The organism is Thiocapsa sp. (assembly GCF_035467215.1).
Classification (GTDB): Bacteria; Pseudomonadota; Gammaproteobacteria; order Chromatiales; family Chromatiaceae; genus Thiocapsa.
This window is the reverse complement of sequence record NZ_DATITZ010000194.1, coordinates 1-16,214: the sequence shown is the minus strand read 5'-3', so window position 1 is coordinate 16,214 and position 16,214 is coordinate 1. Positions and strand designations below refer to the sequence as shown.

At 64.1% G+C, this 16,214-nt stretch carries 17 protein-coding genes and 1 pseudogene; 7 read left to right on the top strand and 11 right to left on the bottom strand.

All coding sequences use genetic code 11. The features are described 5' to 3' along the window. Nucleotides 1–724, bottom strand: a 724-nt coding sequence (gene kdsA, locus VLR48_RS10845) for a 3-deoxy-8-phosphooctulonate synthase (RefSeq protein ID WP_325291798.1), incomplete at its 3' end; no start/stop codon positions are given. Beyond that, on the bottom strand, nt 721–2,364 hold the full coding sequence (locus VLR48_RS10840; protein ID WP_325291797.1) for a CTP synthase: 1,644 nt from the start codon (nt 2,362–2,364) through the stop codon (nt 721–723). The genes kdsA and VLR48_RS10840, both read right to left, overlap by 4 nt. Nucleotides 2,365–2,685: 321 nt before the next feature. Between VLR48_RS10840 and VLR48_RS10835 the strand changes: the two genes are divergently transcribed. Both VLR48_RS10835 and fnr read left to right on the top strand, forming a co-directional pair. Continuing rightward, on the top strand, nt 2,686–3,081 hold the full coding sequence (locus VLR48_RS10835) for a sulfur globule family protein (RefSeq protein ID WP_325291796.1): 396 nt from the start codon (nt 2,686–2,688) through the stop codon (nt 3,079–3,081). Nucleotides 3,082–3,241: 160 nt separating this feature from the next. Continuing rightward, nucleotides 3,242–4,000, top strand: coding sequence for a fumarate/nitrate reduction transcriptional regulator Fnr (fnr, locus tag VLR48_RS10830; protein ID WP_325291795.1), 759 nt, complete (start codon nt 3,242–3,244; stop codon nt 3,998–4,000). A gap of 178 nt (nt 4,001–4,178) precedes the next feature. Here fnr and dnaQ read toward each other — a convergent pair whose 3' ends face one another. The 3 genes from dnaQ to VLR48_RS10815 all read right to left on the bottom strand — a co-directional run bounded on the left by dnaQ (nt 4,179) and on the right by VLR48_RS10815 (nt 6,272). Further along, nucleotides 4,179–4,898, bottom strand: a complete 720-nt coding sequence (gene dnaQ, locus VLR48_RS10825) for a DNA polymerase III subunit epsilon (protein ID WP_325291794.1) — start codon at nt 4,896–4,898, stop codon at nt 4,179–4,181. Nucleotides 4,899–5,086: 188 nt separating this feature from the next. Then, nucleotides 5,087–5,518: a ribonuclease HI gene (gene rnhA, locus VLR48_RS10820; RefSeq protein WP_093027028.1), complete on the bottom strand. Its 432-nt coding sequence runs from the start codon at nt 5,516–5,518 to the stop codon at nt 5,087–5,089. Beyond that, nucleotides 5,511–6,272 (bottom strand): class I SAM-dependent methyltransferase, encoded by a 762-nt coding sequence (locus VLR48_RS10815; RefSeq protein ID WP_325291793.1) that lies wholly within the window; start codon nt 6,270–6,272, stop codon nt 5,511–5,513. Before VLR48_RS10815 ends, rnhA begins: the two co-directional genes overlap by 8 nt. A 179-nt stretch (nt 6,273–6,451) precedes the next feature. Here VLR48_RS10815 and VLR48_RS10810 point away from each other — a divergent pair, with 179 nt between their 5' ends. The 5 genes from VLR48_RS10810 to mobA all read left to right on the top strand — a co-directional run bounded on the left by VLR48_RS10810 (nt 6,452) and on the right by mobA (nt 9,993). Continuing rightward, nucleotides 6,452–7,879, top strand: a complete 1,428-nt coding sequence (locus VLR48_RS10810) for a transglycosylase SLT domain-containing protein (RefSeq protein ID WP_325291792.1) — start codon at nt 6,452–6,454, stop codon at nt 7,877–7,879. A 76-nt stretch (nt 7,880–7,955) separates the two neighbouring features. Beyond that, nucleotides 7,956–8,327 carry a DUF2237 domain-containing protein gene (locus VLR48_RS10805; protein ID WP_325291791.1) on the top strand — a complete coding sequence of 124 codons (372 nt, stop codon included), beginning with the start codon at nt 7,956–7,958 and terminating at the stop codon, nt 8,325–8,327. Between the two features lie 37 nt (nt 8,328–8,364). Then, nucleotides 8,365–8,901 (top strand): L,D-transpeptidase family protein, encoded by a 537-nt coding sequence (locus VLR48_RS10800; RefSeq protein WP_325291790.1) that lies wholly within the window; start codon nt 8,365–8,367, stop codon nt 8,899–8,901. Then, nucleotides 8,898–9,326 carry a phosphate-starvation-inducible PsiE family protein gene (locus VLR48_RS10795; RefSeq protein ID WP_325291789.1) on the top strand — a complete coding sequence of 143 codons (429 nt, stop codon included), beginning with the start codon at nt 8,898–8,900 and terminating at the stop codon, nt 9,324–9,326. Before VLR48_RS10800 ends, VLR48_RS10795 begins: the two co-directional genes overlap by 4 nt. A 52-nt stretch (nt 9,327–9,378) precedes the next feature. After that, on the top strand, nt 9,379–9,993 hold the full coding sequence (gene mobA, locus VLR48_RS10790; RefSeq protein WP_325291788.1) for a molybdenum cofactor guanylyltransferase MobA: 615 nt from the start codon (nt 9,379–9,381) through the stop codon (nt 9,991–9,993). Nucleotides 9,994–10,184: 191 nt separating this feature from the next. Here mobA and VLR48_RS10785 read toward each other — a convergent pair whose 3' ends face one another. From VLR48_RS10785 to VLR48_RS10760, 6 genes and pseudogenes are all read right to left on the bottom strand, one after another. Continuing rightward, on the bottom strand, nt 10,185–10,385 hold the full coding sequence (locus tag VLR48_RS10785) for a cold-shock protein (RefSeq protein ID WP_175534457.1): 201 nt from the start codon (nt 10,383–10,385) through the stop codon (nt 10,185–10,187). Nucleotides 10,386–10,989: 604 nt separating this feature from the next. Continuing rightward, a pseudogene (locus VLR48_RS10780) lies at nt 10,990–11,751 on the bottom strand (EAL domain-containing protein). Nucleotides 11,752–11,768: 17 nt separating this feature from the next. Continuing rightward, the gene (locus VLR48_RS10775; RefSeq protein WP_325291787.1) at nt 11,769–12,137 is read right to left on the bottom strand and encodes a hypothetical protein; all 369 of its coding nucleotides are present in this window, start codon (nt 12,135–12,137) and stop codon (nt 11,769–11,771) included. A 171-nt stretch (nt 12,138–12,308) separates the two neighbouring features. Beyond that, nucleotides 12,309–14,339, bottom strand: a complete 2,031-nt coding sequence (locus tag VLR48_RS10770) for an ABC transporter ATP-binding protein (RefSeq protein ID WP_325291799.1) — start codon at nt 14,337–14,339, stop codon at nt 12,309–12,311. A gap of 81 nt (nt 14,340–14,420) precedes the next feature. Beyond that, complete coding sequence (locus VLR48_RS10765; protein WP_325291786.1) at nt 14,421–15,839, bottom strand: ABC transporter permease; 1,419 nt, start codon at nt 15,837–15,839, stop codon at nt 14,421–14,423. Nucleotides 15,840–15,999: 160 nt separating this feature from the next. Then, nucleotides 16,000–16,214 (bottom strand): ABC transporter permease subunit (locus VLR48_RS10760; protein WP_325291785.1); only part of this gene is annotated, 215 nt, incomplete at its 5' end.

Here is a 16,214-nt window from a genome sequence, read left to right as displayed (position 1 = left end):
GGGCCACATCGGGATTCGGATGGGTCTCCATGAAGAGACCGGCAACCCCCGCAGCTACCGCGGCGCGGGCCAAGACCGGGACGAACTCGCGCTGACCGCCGGAACGATCGCCCTGCCCGCCCGGCAGTTGGACCGAATGGGTGGCATCGAAGACGACCGGGCAGCCCGTCTCGCGCATCACCGAGAGTGCGCGCATGTCCGAGACCAGATTGTTGTAGCCGAAGGAGACGCCGCGCTCGCAGACCATGATCTGCTCGTTGCCGGTCGCGCGCGCCTTCTCGACCACGTGGCGCATGTCCCATGGTGCGAGGAACTGACCCTTCTTGATGTTGACCGGCTTGCCCTGGCTCGCGACCGCTTGGATGAAATTGGTCTGGCGACAGAGAAAGGCCGGCGTCTGAAGCACATCCACCACGTCCGCGACCTCGCCCAACGGCGTGTCTTCGTGCACGTCGGTCAGGATCGGGACGCGGATACGCTCGCGTACGGCCTCCAGGATCGCCAACCCCTGCTCCAGCCCGAGACCACGGAAGCTCGCCGAGGAGGATCGGTTGGCCTTGTCGAAGGACGACTTGTAGATGAAGGGGATCCCCAGATCGTCGGTCATCTCCTTGAGCGCGCCGGCCGTGTCCTCGGCCAGTCCGGCGCTCTCGATCACGCAGGGACCGGCGATCAGGAAGAGCGGCCGATCCGGCCCGACCTCGAAACCGGGGAAGAGCATCATGCGGGCGCACCCTGCACCAGCTGACGCCGCGTCAGCGCGGCGCGAACGAATCCGCAGAAGAGCGGATGCCCGTCGCGCGGGGTCGAGGTGAACTCCGGATGGAACTGGCAGGCGATGAACCAGGGATGATCCGGGATCTCGATGATCTCCACCAACCGGTTGTCGAGCGACCAGCCGGAGAAGCGCATCCCGGCGTCCTTCATGACGTTCAGATAGCAGATGTTGAACTCGTAGCGATGGCGATGGCGCTCGCGGATCTGCGGCTTGCCGTAGACGCTACGCGCCAGGCTGCCGGGCTCCAGACGACAGTTCTGTCCTCCCAAGCGCATCGAGCCACCCAGGTCCACGCCCTCGGCACGGGTCTCGATGCGCCCGCGCTCGTCGCGCCACTCGGTGATGAGCGCGATCAGTGGGTGCGGGGTCTGGCGGTCGAACTCGGTGCTGTGTGCGCCTTCCAGTCCGGCGACGTGACGCCCGTACTCGATGACGGCGATCTGCATCCCCAGACAGATCCCGAGATAGGGGATGCGGTGCTCCCGCGCGTAACGGGCGGCCTGGATCTTGCCTTCGATCCCGCGCTCGCCGAACCCGCCGGGGACCAGGATGGCGTCGAGCCCTTCGAGACCGCCGGTCCCCTCCTGCTCGATCACCTCCGAATCCAGATAGACGATCTCGACCTTGGTCTTGGTGTGCACGCCGGCGTGGGCGAGCGCCTCGGAAAGGGACTTGTAGGCCTCGGTGAGGTGCATGTACTTGCCGACCATGCCGACGCGTACGACCTGCTCGGGGTGATCGAAACCTTCCAGGACGCGATCCCATTCGCGCAGATCCGCCTCGGGGGCCTCGATTCCGAACTGACGCACGACCAGATCGTCGAGCTTCTGGTCGTGCAGAAGGCGCGGGATGCGATAGATGTTGTCGGCGTCCACGGCCGAGATGACCGCGTCCTCGGTCACATTGGTGAAGAGCGCGATCTTGCGACGCTCCTCGTCCGGCAGATTCTTCTCGGCACGGCACAAGAGGATATCCGGCTGGATACCGATCGAGCGCAGCTCCTTCACCGAGTGCTGTGTCGGCTTGGTCTTGATCTCGCCTGCGGTGCGGATATAAGGCACCAGCGTGAGATGCATGAAGAGTGCGTTCTCGCGCCCCTCCTCGACCCGCATCTGACGGATCGCCTCCAGGAAGGGAAGCGACTCGATGTCGCCGACGGTGCCGCCGATCTCGACCATGGCCACGTCGGCGCCCTCGGCACCGAGACGAATCGCCTGCTTGATCTCGTCTGTGATGTGCGGGATGACCTGAACCGTGCGGCCGAGATAGTCGCCGCGGCGCTCCTTGCGGATGACGCTTTCGTAGATCTGGCCGGTCGTGAAGTTGTTGTTGCGACCCATCGGGGTGCGAAGAAAGCGCTCGTAGTGGCCCAGATCCAGATCGGTCTCCGCGCCGTCGTCGGTCACATAGACCTCGCCGTGCTGGAACGGACTCATGGTGCCCGGATCCACGTTGATGTAGGGATCGAGCTTGATCATGGTCACCCGCAGGCCGCGAGCCTCCAGAAGCGCCCCGAGAGACGCCGACGCGATGCCTTTACCGAGCGACGAGACGACACCGCCGGTGATGAAGATGAACTTGGTCATGGGGGTAGAGGAGGCAGTCGAGGGCAGCGGCCCGGATCCGCCAACAAGCTACCAAAAACACCGCATCCGCTCAATGCGAATGCCGACGAGCCGCCGCTCGGAAGGGCCTCGACGGGACAGGTCGTGCGTCTCCGCAGAGGACAGCCCCGTGTACCCGCGGTACCTTCACAAAACCGGAGGAGCTGTTCTATAGTCGGCACCGTTTCGCGATCGACGAAACACACCCTCTCGGCGTTGCAGGCGCTCGTCAGGATCGGGCGCCGTCGCAGCGGCCTTGATCGATGTCGAACAATGATGAACGGAAAAAGAGGAGCGTCAACGATGCGTCAGACAGCAAGATTGATGAGTGCAGCCGCCATCGCAGGTGCCGCCGCCTTCGCCGTGAGCCCGGCTCAGGCCTGGTGGGGACCTGGTTGGGGCGGTCCGGGCTACGGCGGCTATGGCCCCGGTTATGGTTCCGGCCTCGGTGACCTGTTCGGCGACATGCTCGGCGACGGCTGGGGCGACTTCAACATGAATATGAGCGGCGGCGGTCGCGGCTATGGCCGTGGTCGCGGCTACGGTTACGGACGCGGTTACGGTTACGGCTATCCGGGCTACGGTTACGGTTACCCCGGCTATGGCTACGGCTATCCGGGTTACGGCGTTCCCTACTACGGCGCGCCCTATGCCGCTCCCGTAGCGCCCGTCGCGCCGGGAACCGGCGAAGCGAAGTAAACCGAACGCAGATTACGCATGCTCGCGTCAAGGCCGCGCCCGCGAGGGCGCGGCCTTTTTTGCGGGTGCCGATCGGTCCAATAGCAAGAAGATAATCTTCGCTTGATCCAGATCAAGCGACGGTTCAAAATCTTGTAACCGAAGACCGAGGGGCGATGCCGTGAGCCACCATAAAGTAATCTCGCTGGAGACTATTCGCATCGCCTGCAGGAACTGCTCCCTGTCGTCGCTGTGCTTGCCCATGGGCCTTGCACCGGACGATGTCGAGCGACTCGACGAGATCGTGAAGCGAACGCGCCCGCTCCACCGGGGGGACTTCTTGTTTCGCGACGGTGACCGTTTTCGCTCGCTCTATGTCGTGAAGACCGGCTCCGTGAAAACCTTCGCACCCAGCCCCGAGGGCGGCGAGCAGGTGCTGGGTTTCCATCTCCCCGGCGAGGTGATCGGGTTGGATGCTATCGACAAGGACATCCACGCCTGCTCGGCAAAGGTGCTCGAGACGTCCGCCATCTGCGAGCTCCCGTTTACCCGGCTCGAAGAGCTGACCGCCACCATCCCCAGTCTGCAGCATCAGATGTTCCGTTTGCTCAGCAAAGAGATCGGACACGACACCGATATGCTCTTGCTGCTCGGGAAGAAGAACGCCGAAGAGCGGCTCGCCGCCTTCCTGCTCAGCCTCTCCAAGCGCCTGCACAAACGCGGGCTCTCCGCCACCGACTTCTATCTGAGTATGTCCCGACATGAGATCGGCAATTACCTGGGTCTCGCCGTCGAGACCGTCAGCCGACTCTTCACGCGCTTCCAGGACGACGGCCTGATGAACGTCGACCGCAAGCACATCCAGCTGCTCGATGTCGGCACGCTGGAGTCGTTGGTGGGCGGCGCCGGGCAGAATCGCCGCCAACAGCAGCAGAGCTAAACTGCGCCCGGTGCGGTATGTGATGTTCGGAGGATTGGATCGGCCCCGGCGCGATCGAGCACCCTTGGAGTCAGCGCAGTTTAGGAAACTGAAAACCCCTAAAATTCTAGACCACATCTCCACCGAGACTGCAGAGATCCCCTGAGCGGGGGCACGGCCTAGACCGTGCACCGCATCATCACTCGGCGCGAAGCCAGAGACAACCCTCGGCACTTGCCGCCTGGATCGCTGCGAGACGCTCGGCGTGGGCGGCGAGTGCGGCCGTGTCCGCCTGAATGACCCGCAGTCGCGGCCGACTCGGATCCAGACGGCCGCGCTGCCGACCGTCCGGACCGGGCTGAGACGGCGTCGCAAGCTCCTCACCGAGACTCAAGGCCACCTGCCCCCCGGTCATGGCGAGATAGACATCCGCCAGGATCTCGGCATCGAGCAGAGCGCCGTGCAGGTCGCGATGGCGATGATCCACGCCGTAGCGCTTGCACAAGGCATCGAGGCTGTTGCGCTGCCCCGGATGTTTGCGCCGGGCCATGAGCAGCGTGTCCGTCACCTCGCACAGGTCCCCGATCCGCGGCGCCTCGGCCTTCCAGCCGTCAATCTCGCGATCGAGAAACCCGAGATCGAAGGCCGCGTTGTGGATGATCAGCTCGGCCCCTTCCACGTAGTCCAGGAAGCTCTCGGCGACCTCGGCGAAACGCGGCTTGTCGGCGAGAAAGGCGTTGGTGATGCCATGCACGTCGGAGGCACCCGCATCGATCTGCCGATCCGGTTGGAGATAGCGGTGGAAGTTGTTTCCGGTCAGGCGGCGGTCGATCAGCTCGACACAGCCGATCTCGATGATGCGGTGGCCGGCCTGAGGATCGAGACCCGTGGTCTCGGTATCGAGCACGATCTGTCTCATTTAAACCGCGTCCAAAGTGAAACCCGCCGGATTACAGGCAGCCGAATCCTCGCGGACTCCAAATGCTTCGTACCTGACGCGGTTTAAAAAGGAGAATTCGAACATCTGAATCGCGTCTACGCCGTCGCAAACCGAGTCATGCAACGCCGAGTCGAATCGAAAACCGCGCATGTCCTGCCGGACGCGATTCAGCCCCCGATCCCTCGATTCGCCAGTCGGTCCGCACGCTCGTTCTCGGCATGTCCGGCATGGCCCTTGACCCACTTCCAGCGCACCTGATGAGCGCCGATCGCGGTATCCAGACGCTCCCAGAGGTCACGATTCTTGACCGGCTTGCGATCGGCCGTCTGCCAACCGTTACGCTTCCAACGCGGCATCCATTCCTCGACACCGCGCTTCACATATTGAGAGTCCGTGACAATCTCGAGACAGGTCGGACGTTTCATGGTCTCGAGCGCCATGATGACCGCCATCAGCTCCATCCGGTTGTTGGTGGTCGCGCGCTCGCCGCCGCAGAGCTCCTTTTCCACCTCCCCCCATCGCAACAGCACACCCCAGCCCCCGGGGCCGGGGTTGCCTTTGCAGGCACCGTCGGTGTAGGCACGCACGCAATCAGGCATGACCGGCCCTGCGTGTCGTCGGCTCCGCCGCACCGCCGCGCAACAACGAGCGCCGCCCCCACGCCGGTCGCAGCGGCGTCAAGGTAGCCACGCGTTTGACGGCCCGGATCAAATAGACACCGCCAAGGATCGGCCAGAGGCGCCGCCCCAAGGTGTCGAATGCCGCACAGCTCGGCCCCAAGGCGCGCCGAAACGGCGGGCGAAACATGATGTGCTCGCGAAGCTCGATATCGAAACCCAACACGGACAACCAATCCTCGATTTGAAATGCGGTGCGGAAACGCCCGCACCAGGGAACCTGCGTACCGGAACCGTGCAGCAACGACCAGAGGCCCCAGGCGCTGAGCGCGTTGAACCCCAACAGGATCACCCGCCCCTCCGGGATCAGGACGCGCTCGACCTCGCGGAGCACCGCCTGGGGATCGGGCGAGAAATCCAAGGTATGCGGCAGCAGGAGCGCATCGATCGAATCGCTCGCGAGCGGAAGCCGGCTCGGCAATCCGACGATCTCGCGTCCACCGTGACCCGAGGGCTGCTCGCAGGGCATCAGGATGCGATGGCGGATCCGACTCGAGGCCATCGCGTCCCGAAAGCTCTCGGTCACGCCGATTTGAACCAGGTAATAGCCGAAGGTGTCGCTTAACAGCCGCTGAACGCACGCGCTCTCGAGCGCCGCCACCTCGGCTCCGAGCGGCGACCGGTACCAGTCTTGTAATTCTGCCAGGGGTGAACCCGGACCCTTGCGCACAGTCATGCCGATGCCTCTTGAAGAGACGCATGTTAACCGTGATTGAGCGCAGTGTCGTGCAGGCGTGGGGCCGAATTTCCTGCAGTCGGATCTGGAATTGACGGCCGGCTTTGGGTATGATGCTTTCCTAATTCCTGGAAAACTCAATTAAACAATCACTTACCGGGAATTCCTAGGGGGGAAACATGCCTGATGCCGCTCGTTTTGCGCGCACGCTCGGCGCGCTCGGCGTTCTAACGCTTCTCTTGAACGGTTGCGCGACAGAGACCCGCACGGTCGAGAACGACCTCGGAGACTCCAGCTACTCAGGCATGGTTTCGGCACGCGAATACGGATTCGTCCGACCGGCCACGGATGTCGTGGTCATGGAAAGACGCACGGCGGGGCGTGCGGGGCGCGCGGATTCGAGCGGTGACCTCTGGAACCGTGTCCGCAGGGGGATGACCCTCGATCTCTACGCAGACGCACGCATCGACAGCACCGCAGAGCGCTTCCGCCGAGATCCTCAGTATCTCGCCAGGATGTCCCAGCAGGGGATGCCCTATCTGCACATGATCGTGACCGAGATCGAGCGGCGCGGGCTACCGATGGAGCTTGCCTTCCTGCCCCATGTCGAAAGCCGGTTCAATCCGGTTGCCACATCGCCCAAGGCGGCCGCCGGGATCTGGCAGTTCATGCCCTACACCGGGCTCGAGATGGGCTTACGACAAGATGCCTGGTACGACGGGCGGCGCGATCCCCTCGCCTCGACCGGCGCGGCACTCGACTATCTCGAGCAGCTTAACCGACGCTTCGACGGCGACTGGACGCTCGCGATGGCCGCTTACAACTGCGGCCCGGGTCGCGTGGCTGCGGCACAGGCCGCCAATCGCCGCAGCGGCAAACCGACCGACTACTGGTCGCTCAACCTTCCGAACGAAACCAAGCAATACGTCCCGCAGATCCTCGCCACCGCACGCCTGGTCGCCGCACCGAGCCGCTACGGCCTCAACCTTCCCCCGGTGCCCGATCGTCCCCAGCTCGAGGTGGTGCGTACGCAACAGCCGGTCGATCTGAACCGGGTTGCCTCGGCGACCGGTGTTCAACTCTACGAGCTGCAGCGCCTCAACCCCGCCCTTAAGCTCGGACGGACGGCCCCCGACGGCCCCGGTCACATCTTGGTTCCGGCCGGAACCGGTCAGCGGATCGGCAAGAAGATGGGCCAGATCCAGGTCATGCCGGCCATGGCCTCCGTGGTCCAGTCCCGATCCAGTGCCACGACCCGCTCGAAGGTCGCGCGCGCCGAGCGCCATAAGATGCATACGGTGAAGGGCGGCGAGACCATCGCCTCGATCGCGCGCGCGAACGGCATCGAGCCGCGCACGCTGGCGGATCTGAACGGCATCTCCGTTCGCGAGCCGCTGCTCTCGGGCCAAACACTCAAGGTCCAGGCGACCGACGGCTCCGCATTGATCACGCACCTGGTCACCAAGGGCGATTCGGTCAAGACACTGGCAAAACGCTACGGCGTCAGCGTGAAGGATCTCCAGCGTTGGAATCGGCTCGCCGAGACGCGACTGAATCCGGGCGACCTGATCCTCATCTATCCGCCGGGGCGCGCACCGACCTCCTGACGCCGGGTCGTTTCGACTGATACACTCGCCGTAATCGCGCTACCGCCTCAGGGAGCGCTCCCGACGGGACAGTCCGATGAACGACCATAAAAACGTCTTGGGTGAGCCGCTCGAGGTCTGCTCGCTCGATCCCTTGACCGGCTTCACGCGCAACGGTGACTGCGAGACCGGCCCGCAGGACGCCGGATCCCACACGGTGTGCGCGCGTATGACCCGGGAGTTCCTCGAGCTGAGTCTCGCCCGCGGCAACGACTTGGTGACCCCCCAACCCGACTACGGATTCCCCGGCCTCAAGCCGGGCGATCGCTGGTGTCTCTGCGCCGCACGCTGGCAAGAGGCCCTCGAAGCCGGCGCCGCCCCGCGGGTCGTCCTGAGGGCGACCCACGAGCGTGCTCTCGAGGTCGTCAGTCTCGCCGACCTCAAGTCACATGCCTTCGATCTGTCGTGACACGAGGGCGAGACCAGGGCGAGCAGGAGGTCGCGCCTTGATCATCGCCGCCGTGCTGTCGGCGCTTTCTGCGCACGCACCGGCGATGTCGTATCTTCCCCTCGCGGATCCGAGCGCACACCGACACATCGCCCAATCTCATCGTGCACCCCCGGGCAAGGCAGACCGGTTGGTCGTCAAGAAGGCCGAGCGTCGTCTCTACCTGATGCGGGAAGACCGGGCCTTGCGGAGCTACGAGATCGCGCTCGGGTTTCAACCGATCGGTCACAAGACACGCGAAGGTGACGGCCGCACTCCCGAGGGACGCTACCTGCTCGACCGGCGAAACGACCGAAGCCGGTTCCACAAGGCGCTGCACATCTCCTATCCGAGCCGCGGCGACCGGTGGCGCGCCGAGCGTCGGGGCGAGCCGCCCGGCGGGATGATCCTGATCCACGGCCAACCGAACGGGAAGAACCGCTCGACGCCGATCGAGGATGACTGGACGCTCGGCTGCATCGCTGTCTCCAACCGGGAGATCGACGAGATTTGGTCACTCACCGTCGACGGAACCCCGATCGAGATCCTGCCATGAAACCCGAGCCATCGAAATCGCGCATCATGTCGGTCGGCGGGCGCGTACTCTCCTGGGTCGAGATCCTAGGTCTCGTGGTGATCGCGATCGCGACGGTCATCGCCGGTGGTCAGGAGATCATGGAGATGGTCGAGCGCCGCGCGGTAAACCTCGGCGATCTTCTGTTGCTCTTCATCTATCTCGAGGTGCTGACGATGATCGGCATCTACCTGCAATCCGGCGCCTTGCCGATCCGCATGCCGCTCTATATCGCGATGGTCGCCCTCGCCCGCCACCTGATCATCGACATGAAGGAGATGACCGAGACCGCGATCATCGCCACCTCGGTCGCCATACTGATTCTGGCCGTCGCCGTGCTCCTCATCCGTTTCGGGCATGTCCGCTTCCCCTACAACGCCGCGAGCAGGGACGAGGATGCGGGTTGACCCGGACGCAAGTCGGGGCGAGAACCCGAGCGAACCCGCGTTCGGACGCGAGATGAAGCGCACTGTGCCGACACCAAACGATATCACCGGGGTCATCTTGGCCGGTGGCCGTGGAAGTCGCATGGGAGGCGTCGATAAAGGGCTGGCGGAGCTCGCCGGACGCCCTCTGATCGAATGGGTGCTGGACGCCCTCGCACCGCAGGTGGGCGCGCTGCTCATCAACGCAAACCGTCACCGCGAGATCTATGCAGGATACGGCGTGCCCGTGATCGCCGACTCCGACCCCGGATTCAAGGGACCCTTGGCCGGGATGCTGAGTGCCATGCGCGAAGCCCGCACCGATTGGATCCTGACCGTGCCGTGCGACGGGCCTCTGCTGCCGTCCGATCTGGTCAGTCGACTCATCGCGGCATTGGCGTCGAGCGATGCCCCTCTGGCGACGGTCATCGAAGGGGAGCGCATTCACCCGGTCTACGCACTCGTCCCGGTCTCGCTCGAAAAGATGCTTGCAGCCGATCTCGCTGCGGGCACTCGGAAGGTTGCGGATTGGGTCACCCGACATCGCCCGGCGCTGGCCGATTTCAGCAATCAACCGCGGGCATTTGCCAATATCAATTCAGCCGAGGACGTCGCGCGTCTCGCAACGCAGCTGATGCAGCCGAGGTAACAGGGAGACGCGAGTCCGGTGGTTTCGAAAGATAGGAACCAGCGAAACAAGAAGAGACAAAATGCTCTCAAGGGCCGAGGCCCATTGAGAGCAGCGCGACGGGGAGCGGGGGCCGCAGGGTCGATCCTACGAAGAACCCCGGCCCCCGTCGGATCGAGCAATCCAGCTCGGCTCCGGGTGGTGTCGCGACCTCAGTCGGGAGTCACGTTCTCCGCCTGAGGCCCCTTGGGGCCTTGAGTCACTTCCATCGTGACCCTTTGACCCTCGAGCAGCGTTTTGCGCCCGGAGCCGTTGATGGCACTGTGATGGACGAAGACGTCCTTGCCGCCTTCGCGCTCAATGAAGCCATATCCCTTCTCGTCATTGAACCACTTGACCGTCCCGGAAACCAATTCACCTGGCATATCAACCTCATCACTTAACGGACCAACCTGAGTTGGCTTTACTTAAACCCAGCCTTGGAACAAGGCTAGTGTGTCCTCCACTCGATCTGGAGTGGAATCTGAATCAAGACCATCTGACTCAGTCTTTATCATGCGTCGGATCCCGGTCACCGAAGGGCGGTCCATGGTTCGCGTGCAGCATGCCTTAACCGGATTTTTGTTGTTTTTCCATACCCCATCGCGCCGTGCCGCGCACCCTACCCGACGTCATCGATGTCTGCAATCGGCTTTGCTCCCCAGACGCCGGTAAAGCGCTCGAAAGCGAATGCGCTGAAACGGACACGAAAACGTCTAACGGAAGGCGGATGCTCATCGTAACGGGATTGAAGAAGAGGCAGGAATAAGATGCGGATGTCGGAAAAGGGGCGATCGTCTGATATCGGGATCGAATCTCGTGCAAGATCGGTATCAAGCGGTGTCGAGCGATTCGAAGAACCTGAACCGAATTCCATGCGCGATGCGTTCACTTGCGACTAGTGTACCGCGAAATTCGAAAAATGCGCGCCGATTGCAGCCGTCGGAGCAAAAAAATTTGCGTCTGGAGGAAACCTCTTCAGCCCGACCGCACGGGCCCCTGCCAAGCCGGTCCGGAGCTGGACTCGACCCTCTGAATGCTGGGATACATGAGATTCCGGTAAGGCATGCTGACGAAATGCCCCTGAATCGCGTCCACACCCGCGGCGAACAGCATCGGCAGAAGCTCGGCGTTGTCGACCGCCAACGCGATCACCCGCCTACCCTCCTTCTTCGCACACTGCACCAGCGCGTTGACTGCATCCTGCGGGACGCGCCGCTCGACCAACCCCTGCGTCATCGCACGCTCGAGCTTCACATGCGTGATGAGGTCGCGGTGCTCGGCGAGAAAGCCGCAGTTATCGACCCCGGCATCCTCAATCAAAAGGCCATGATTCTTCGCTTACAGCACCCGGGCAAACGGCGCCAGGGCGGCCCGCGCATCGGTAAAGGCGGACTTGCGCACCTCGATGACGAGCGAGCCACGAGCAAGTCGGGCAGCCGAGATAAAGGCGCCGAGCGCCTTCGCCGTCTCCGTCGAGCTCAGTGTCTCGGTAGCGACGTTGATAAACAGCACCGCATCCTGCGCCCCGCCCTCCTGCATCTCCTGAAGCGTCGCCAAGGCAGGGCGCAAAATCCACAGGTCGATTTTGGTCATCCAGCCGGCAGACTCCAGAACGGACAGAAACTCACGGTGCATCAGCAGCTTGCCGGTGTCGTCCTTGAGGCGCACCAGGGTCTCGAACATGCTGCGATGCTCTTCGTGGGTACTCAGGGAGATAATCGGCTGAAACTCAAGCATGAGCCCGCCTGCATCGATCAGTGCGCGGATGCGGGCCTGGTCGGCGAGCGGATTCTCCCAGACCGCCGGTGCGTTGGGCGTGGAATCGTCGCTGCCCCTCGCGCGCGGTGCGACTCAGGTGATGGATCGTCGCGCACGACCAGGTCGGCGGCACCGAGACGATGGCCCTGTTTCGCACTCGAGGGACTCTCGGCGGCCTTCACCAGGACCAGCGAGGCATCCAGATCGTCCCGAATGGCCAGGATAACGGTCTCCACGGCGAGACTCTCGACACTCGCGCCGTCACACAGGATCAGGTCCCACCAATCGGGACGCTCCAAGGCGTTGCGCAAGCCTTCGGGCGAGGTGACCTCGGTCAGATCCACCGCAATGCCCTGCCGGTTCAAGAGCCCTGCAATGCGAAGGTCCGAGGGCTAGGGGTCGATACAGAGGATTTGCTTCGCTTTGCTCATTGCGATTGGACTCGGCCGTGCACGGATCCTGGCTGGGTGGCAATACCGTACGGCGCGCGGGCCGGCAAGACAAGAGGTGCCGTCGAAACGCTCGGAGCGCGCTCGTCAGACCCGCAGGCAATGGACGAGACGGGTCTCGCTAAGGCGCGTCTCCTGCGGATACGACAGCGCGCAGGCCGCGAGGGCATCCGGGCAGCGCGGGTGAAAGTAGCAGCCCGATGGCGGGTTGCTCGGCGAGGGCATGTCGCCTTCCAGACGAATCACCGCGCGCCGCTTCTCCGGATCGATGACGGGCACCGCCGAGAGCAGCGCGCGTGTATAGGGGTGACGCGGATCGTCGAGGATCTCGTCGACGCGACCGCGCTCAACCACACGCCCGAGATACATGACCGCCACCTCGTGGGCCAGATAGGCCACCACGGAGATGTCGTGAGTGATGAAGAGATAGGCAAGCCCGAGCCGATCCTGGAGGTCCTTCAGCAGGTTGAGGATCTGGGCCTGGACCGACACGTCCAGCGCACTGGTCGGCTCGTCGCAGACGATCAGCTTGGGCTCGACCGCGAGCGCGCGGGCGATGCAGATGCGCTGACGCTGCCCGCCCGAGAACTCGTGCGGGTAACGGTCGACGGCATCCGCATCCATGCCGACCAGATCGAGCAGCTCGGCGACGCGCCGCATCCGCCCGGCCCGACTGCGCTCGATTCCGAGCGCCTGGAGGCCCTCGCCGATCAGATCGCCGACCAACATGCGCGGATTCATCGCCGCGTAGGGATCCTGGAAGATGATCTGGAGATCCTTGCGGAAGGGACGCATCCGCCGATGCCCCAACCCGACGAGCTCCTCGCCACGATAGCGGATCGAGCCGCCGGTCGATGTCGTCAACTGCAGGATGCCCTTGCCGGCGGTCGTCTTGCCGCAGCCGGACTCGCCGACCAGGGCCAAGGTGCGACCCGGGGTCAGGTCGAAGGTCAGGCCGTCGACCGCGCGGACCTGTCCAACGACACGGCGAAAGACACCGTCGTGGATCGGGAAGTGGACCTTCAGATCCCGGACCTGCAGCATGGGCGCGACGGCCGCTTCCGGATCCGGCGCATGTTCGAGCGCGCCATCCGGCCCGGCAACCGGATCTCGGACCCCGCGCGTCAAACCCTCGGGCTGCGCGCCGCCTTGGTCCCAGAGATGACAGCGCACACCTTGCCCGACCTCCAGATCGCGCCACACCGGCACTTGATCGCGGCAGTGCGGCATGACCGCATAACAACGTTCGGCGAATCGACAGCCGACGAACGTCTGATCCAGGTGCGGTACGCGTCCCGGGATGACCGCCAGACGCCCATTGCGTTTGTTCGCACCGGGCAGGCTCTCCATCAACTTGCGACTGTAGGGGTGAGCCGGCGCGGCGAAGAAGGCATCGGTCGTCGCCGTCTCCAAGATCTGGCCTGCGTACATCACGGCCAGGCGGTCCGCCGTCTCGGCGACCACGCCGAGATCGTGGGTGATCAGGAGCACGGCCATCCCGGTCTTCGCCTGAAGGTCCTTCAACAGTCGCAGGACCTGGGCCTGGATGGTGACGTCGAGCGCGGTGGTCGGCTCATCGGCGATCAGGAGCTGCGGGTCGCCGGCCAAGGCCATGGCGATCATGATGCGCTGCTTCATGCCACCCGAGAGCTGATGCGGGTATTCCTCGACCCGTCGGGCCGGATCCGGGATGCCGACCGCTCGCATCAGCTCCACGACACGCGCCGGCGTGCGATCGCGCGATCCGCCCTCGTGGACACGGACCGCCTCGGCGATCTGGTCGCCGACGCTCATGACCGGATTAAGCGAGGTTTGCGGCTCTTGGAAGATCATCGCCATACGCCCGCCGCGGACCCCGCGCATCTCGGCCTCGGTCAGGCGCAGCAGGTCGGTTCCGGCCAAGCGCACCGTGCCGGCCGTGACCCGTCCGGACGGCGGCAGGAGGCGCATCAGCGAGAGCGCCGTCATGGACTTGCCGCATCCGGATTCACCGAGCAGCACGAAGGTCTCGCCCCGGCGAATCTCGAGATCGATCCCGTCGACGACCCGAACCGGCCGCGCAGCATCCCCGAGCAACGTCGTCAGTCCCGAAACCTCGAGCAGCACATCGGACAACATCAGACGCTCACCCTTTTCGTTTCGAAACAAGCGATCGAACCGTACGGCTGCACCGCAGGCGCCGGGGGCTCGCAGACGCGATCAGCGTGCACCCTTGAGCCTCGGATCAAAGGCATCGCGCACCACGTCCGCGAAGAGGTTCGCCGCGAGCACCAAGGCGAACATGAAGACGAATGCGGCGGTCAACGACCACCAGACGACCGGATCGCGGGCCAGCTCAAGTCGTGCGCTGTTGATCATGTTCCCCCATGAATTCATGGTCGGGTCCACCCCGATGTTGATGTAGGAGAGCACGGCCTCGGCGAGCACCAGTCCGCTGAAGTCCAACACCAGGGTGATCAGCACGATGTGCATGACATTGGGCAGGATATGGCGGCCGATCAGGGTGAAGTGGCCGACCCCCAAGGCGGTGGACGCCTGGACATAGTCGACCTCGCGCAGCTTCAACGCCTCACCGCGCAGCAGACGGCACAAGCCGGTCCAACTGGTCACGCCCAGGATCAGCACCAGGAACAGCAGGCGCAGATCGGCGCGCTCCACCAGGCTCGCGAAGTCGTCGGAGTGGTTGCTCATGTAGACCTGGAGCAAGAGGATGGCCGCGGCGATCAGGAGCACGCCCGGGATGGAGTTGAGCGTGGTGTAGAGATACTGGATGACGTCGTCGACCCAGCCCCTGAAATAGCCCGCCATGATGCCGAGCAAGACCGCGGCGGGCAGCATCACCAGTGTGGTGAGCGTGCCGATCAGGAGCCCGGTGCGGATGCTTTTGAGTGTCTGATAGAAGACGTCCTCGCCGACCTTGTCCGTCCCCAGGATGTGATATTTGAGCGCCAGCTCGCCGGCAACGGCGCTGAGCGCCAGCATGATGCCGAGCGTCGCGAGTGCGGTCCGCCAGGGGATCGGCGTGCGGCCCGCCAGAACGGCCGCACGAGTCACCGCCGGCATCTCACCGCGCGAGCGTGCGATCAGCCAAAGGATGCCGGCCGCCAGCACGACCCAGATGACCAGCCCCTGCATCGCGCCCCAGGCGGCGCGCCAGGCGATGTCGAAGCCGCGCTGACGCACGGGATCCTCCAGATGCGCGCCACCGTATTCGAGCCGCGGAAAGTCCCGCAGCAGGGTCCCGTCCGGCTGCTCGATCGCCTCCTTCACGAAGAGATGGGTGGCGAACGGCGCCGAATAGGTCTTCTCCTGACGCTCGCGCAACCCGCTCAGAGCCAGGTCGAGCAGACTCAAGACCTCGGGCGAATAGCGGGCCTCGGCGCTGTTGTCCCCTTGCCGGTCGAGCGCAAGTCGAAAATGCACCGTGTCGAGCAACCCGACGGCGACATAGAAGCCGAGCACGACGATGGTCGCAACGCCCACACGGGAGCGCACGACACGCCGCCAAGGTGCGCGCATATGCTCGTGCCGCGAGGCATAGAGCACGAAGGCACCGATCAACGCCAGCAGCAGGAACACCAGACCGTCGGTCCAGAGCACGACCGGCATCACGCTCATGGCAGGCATCCCGAGCCGCCGGACAGATCCGCGAACCGCCCCCAGCCTCCAGCCTCCGGCCGCCAGCCGCGTGCGGATGTCCATCGGACATGACGCCGGTGGCAGGAGGCCGGAGGCAGGCGGCTGGAAGCTGGAGGCTGAAGGCAGCAGACGCTCTCGATCATGGCTGCAATCTAACCCGCGGATCCACCAACGTGTAGGAGATATCCGTCAGGATCAGCCCGACGATATAGAGCACGGCCCCGAGGAACACCATCGAGCGCACGATCGCGAAATCCTGGCTGTTGATGGCGTCGATCGTGTAGCTGCCGAGCCCCGGGATCCCGAAGAAGGACTCGCTGATGAGACTGCCCATGAAGAGCAGAGGCAGCACCA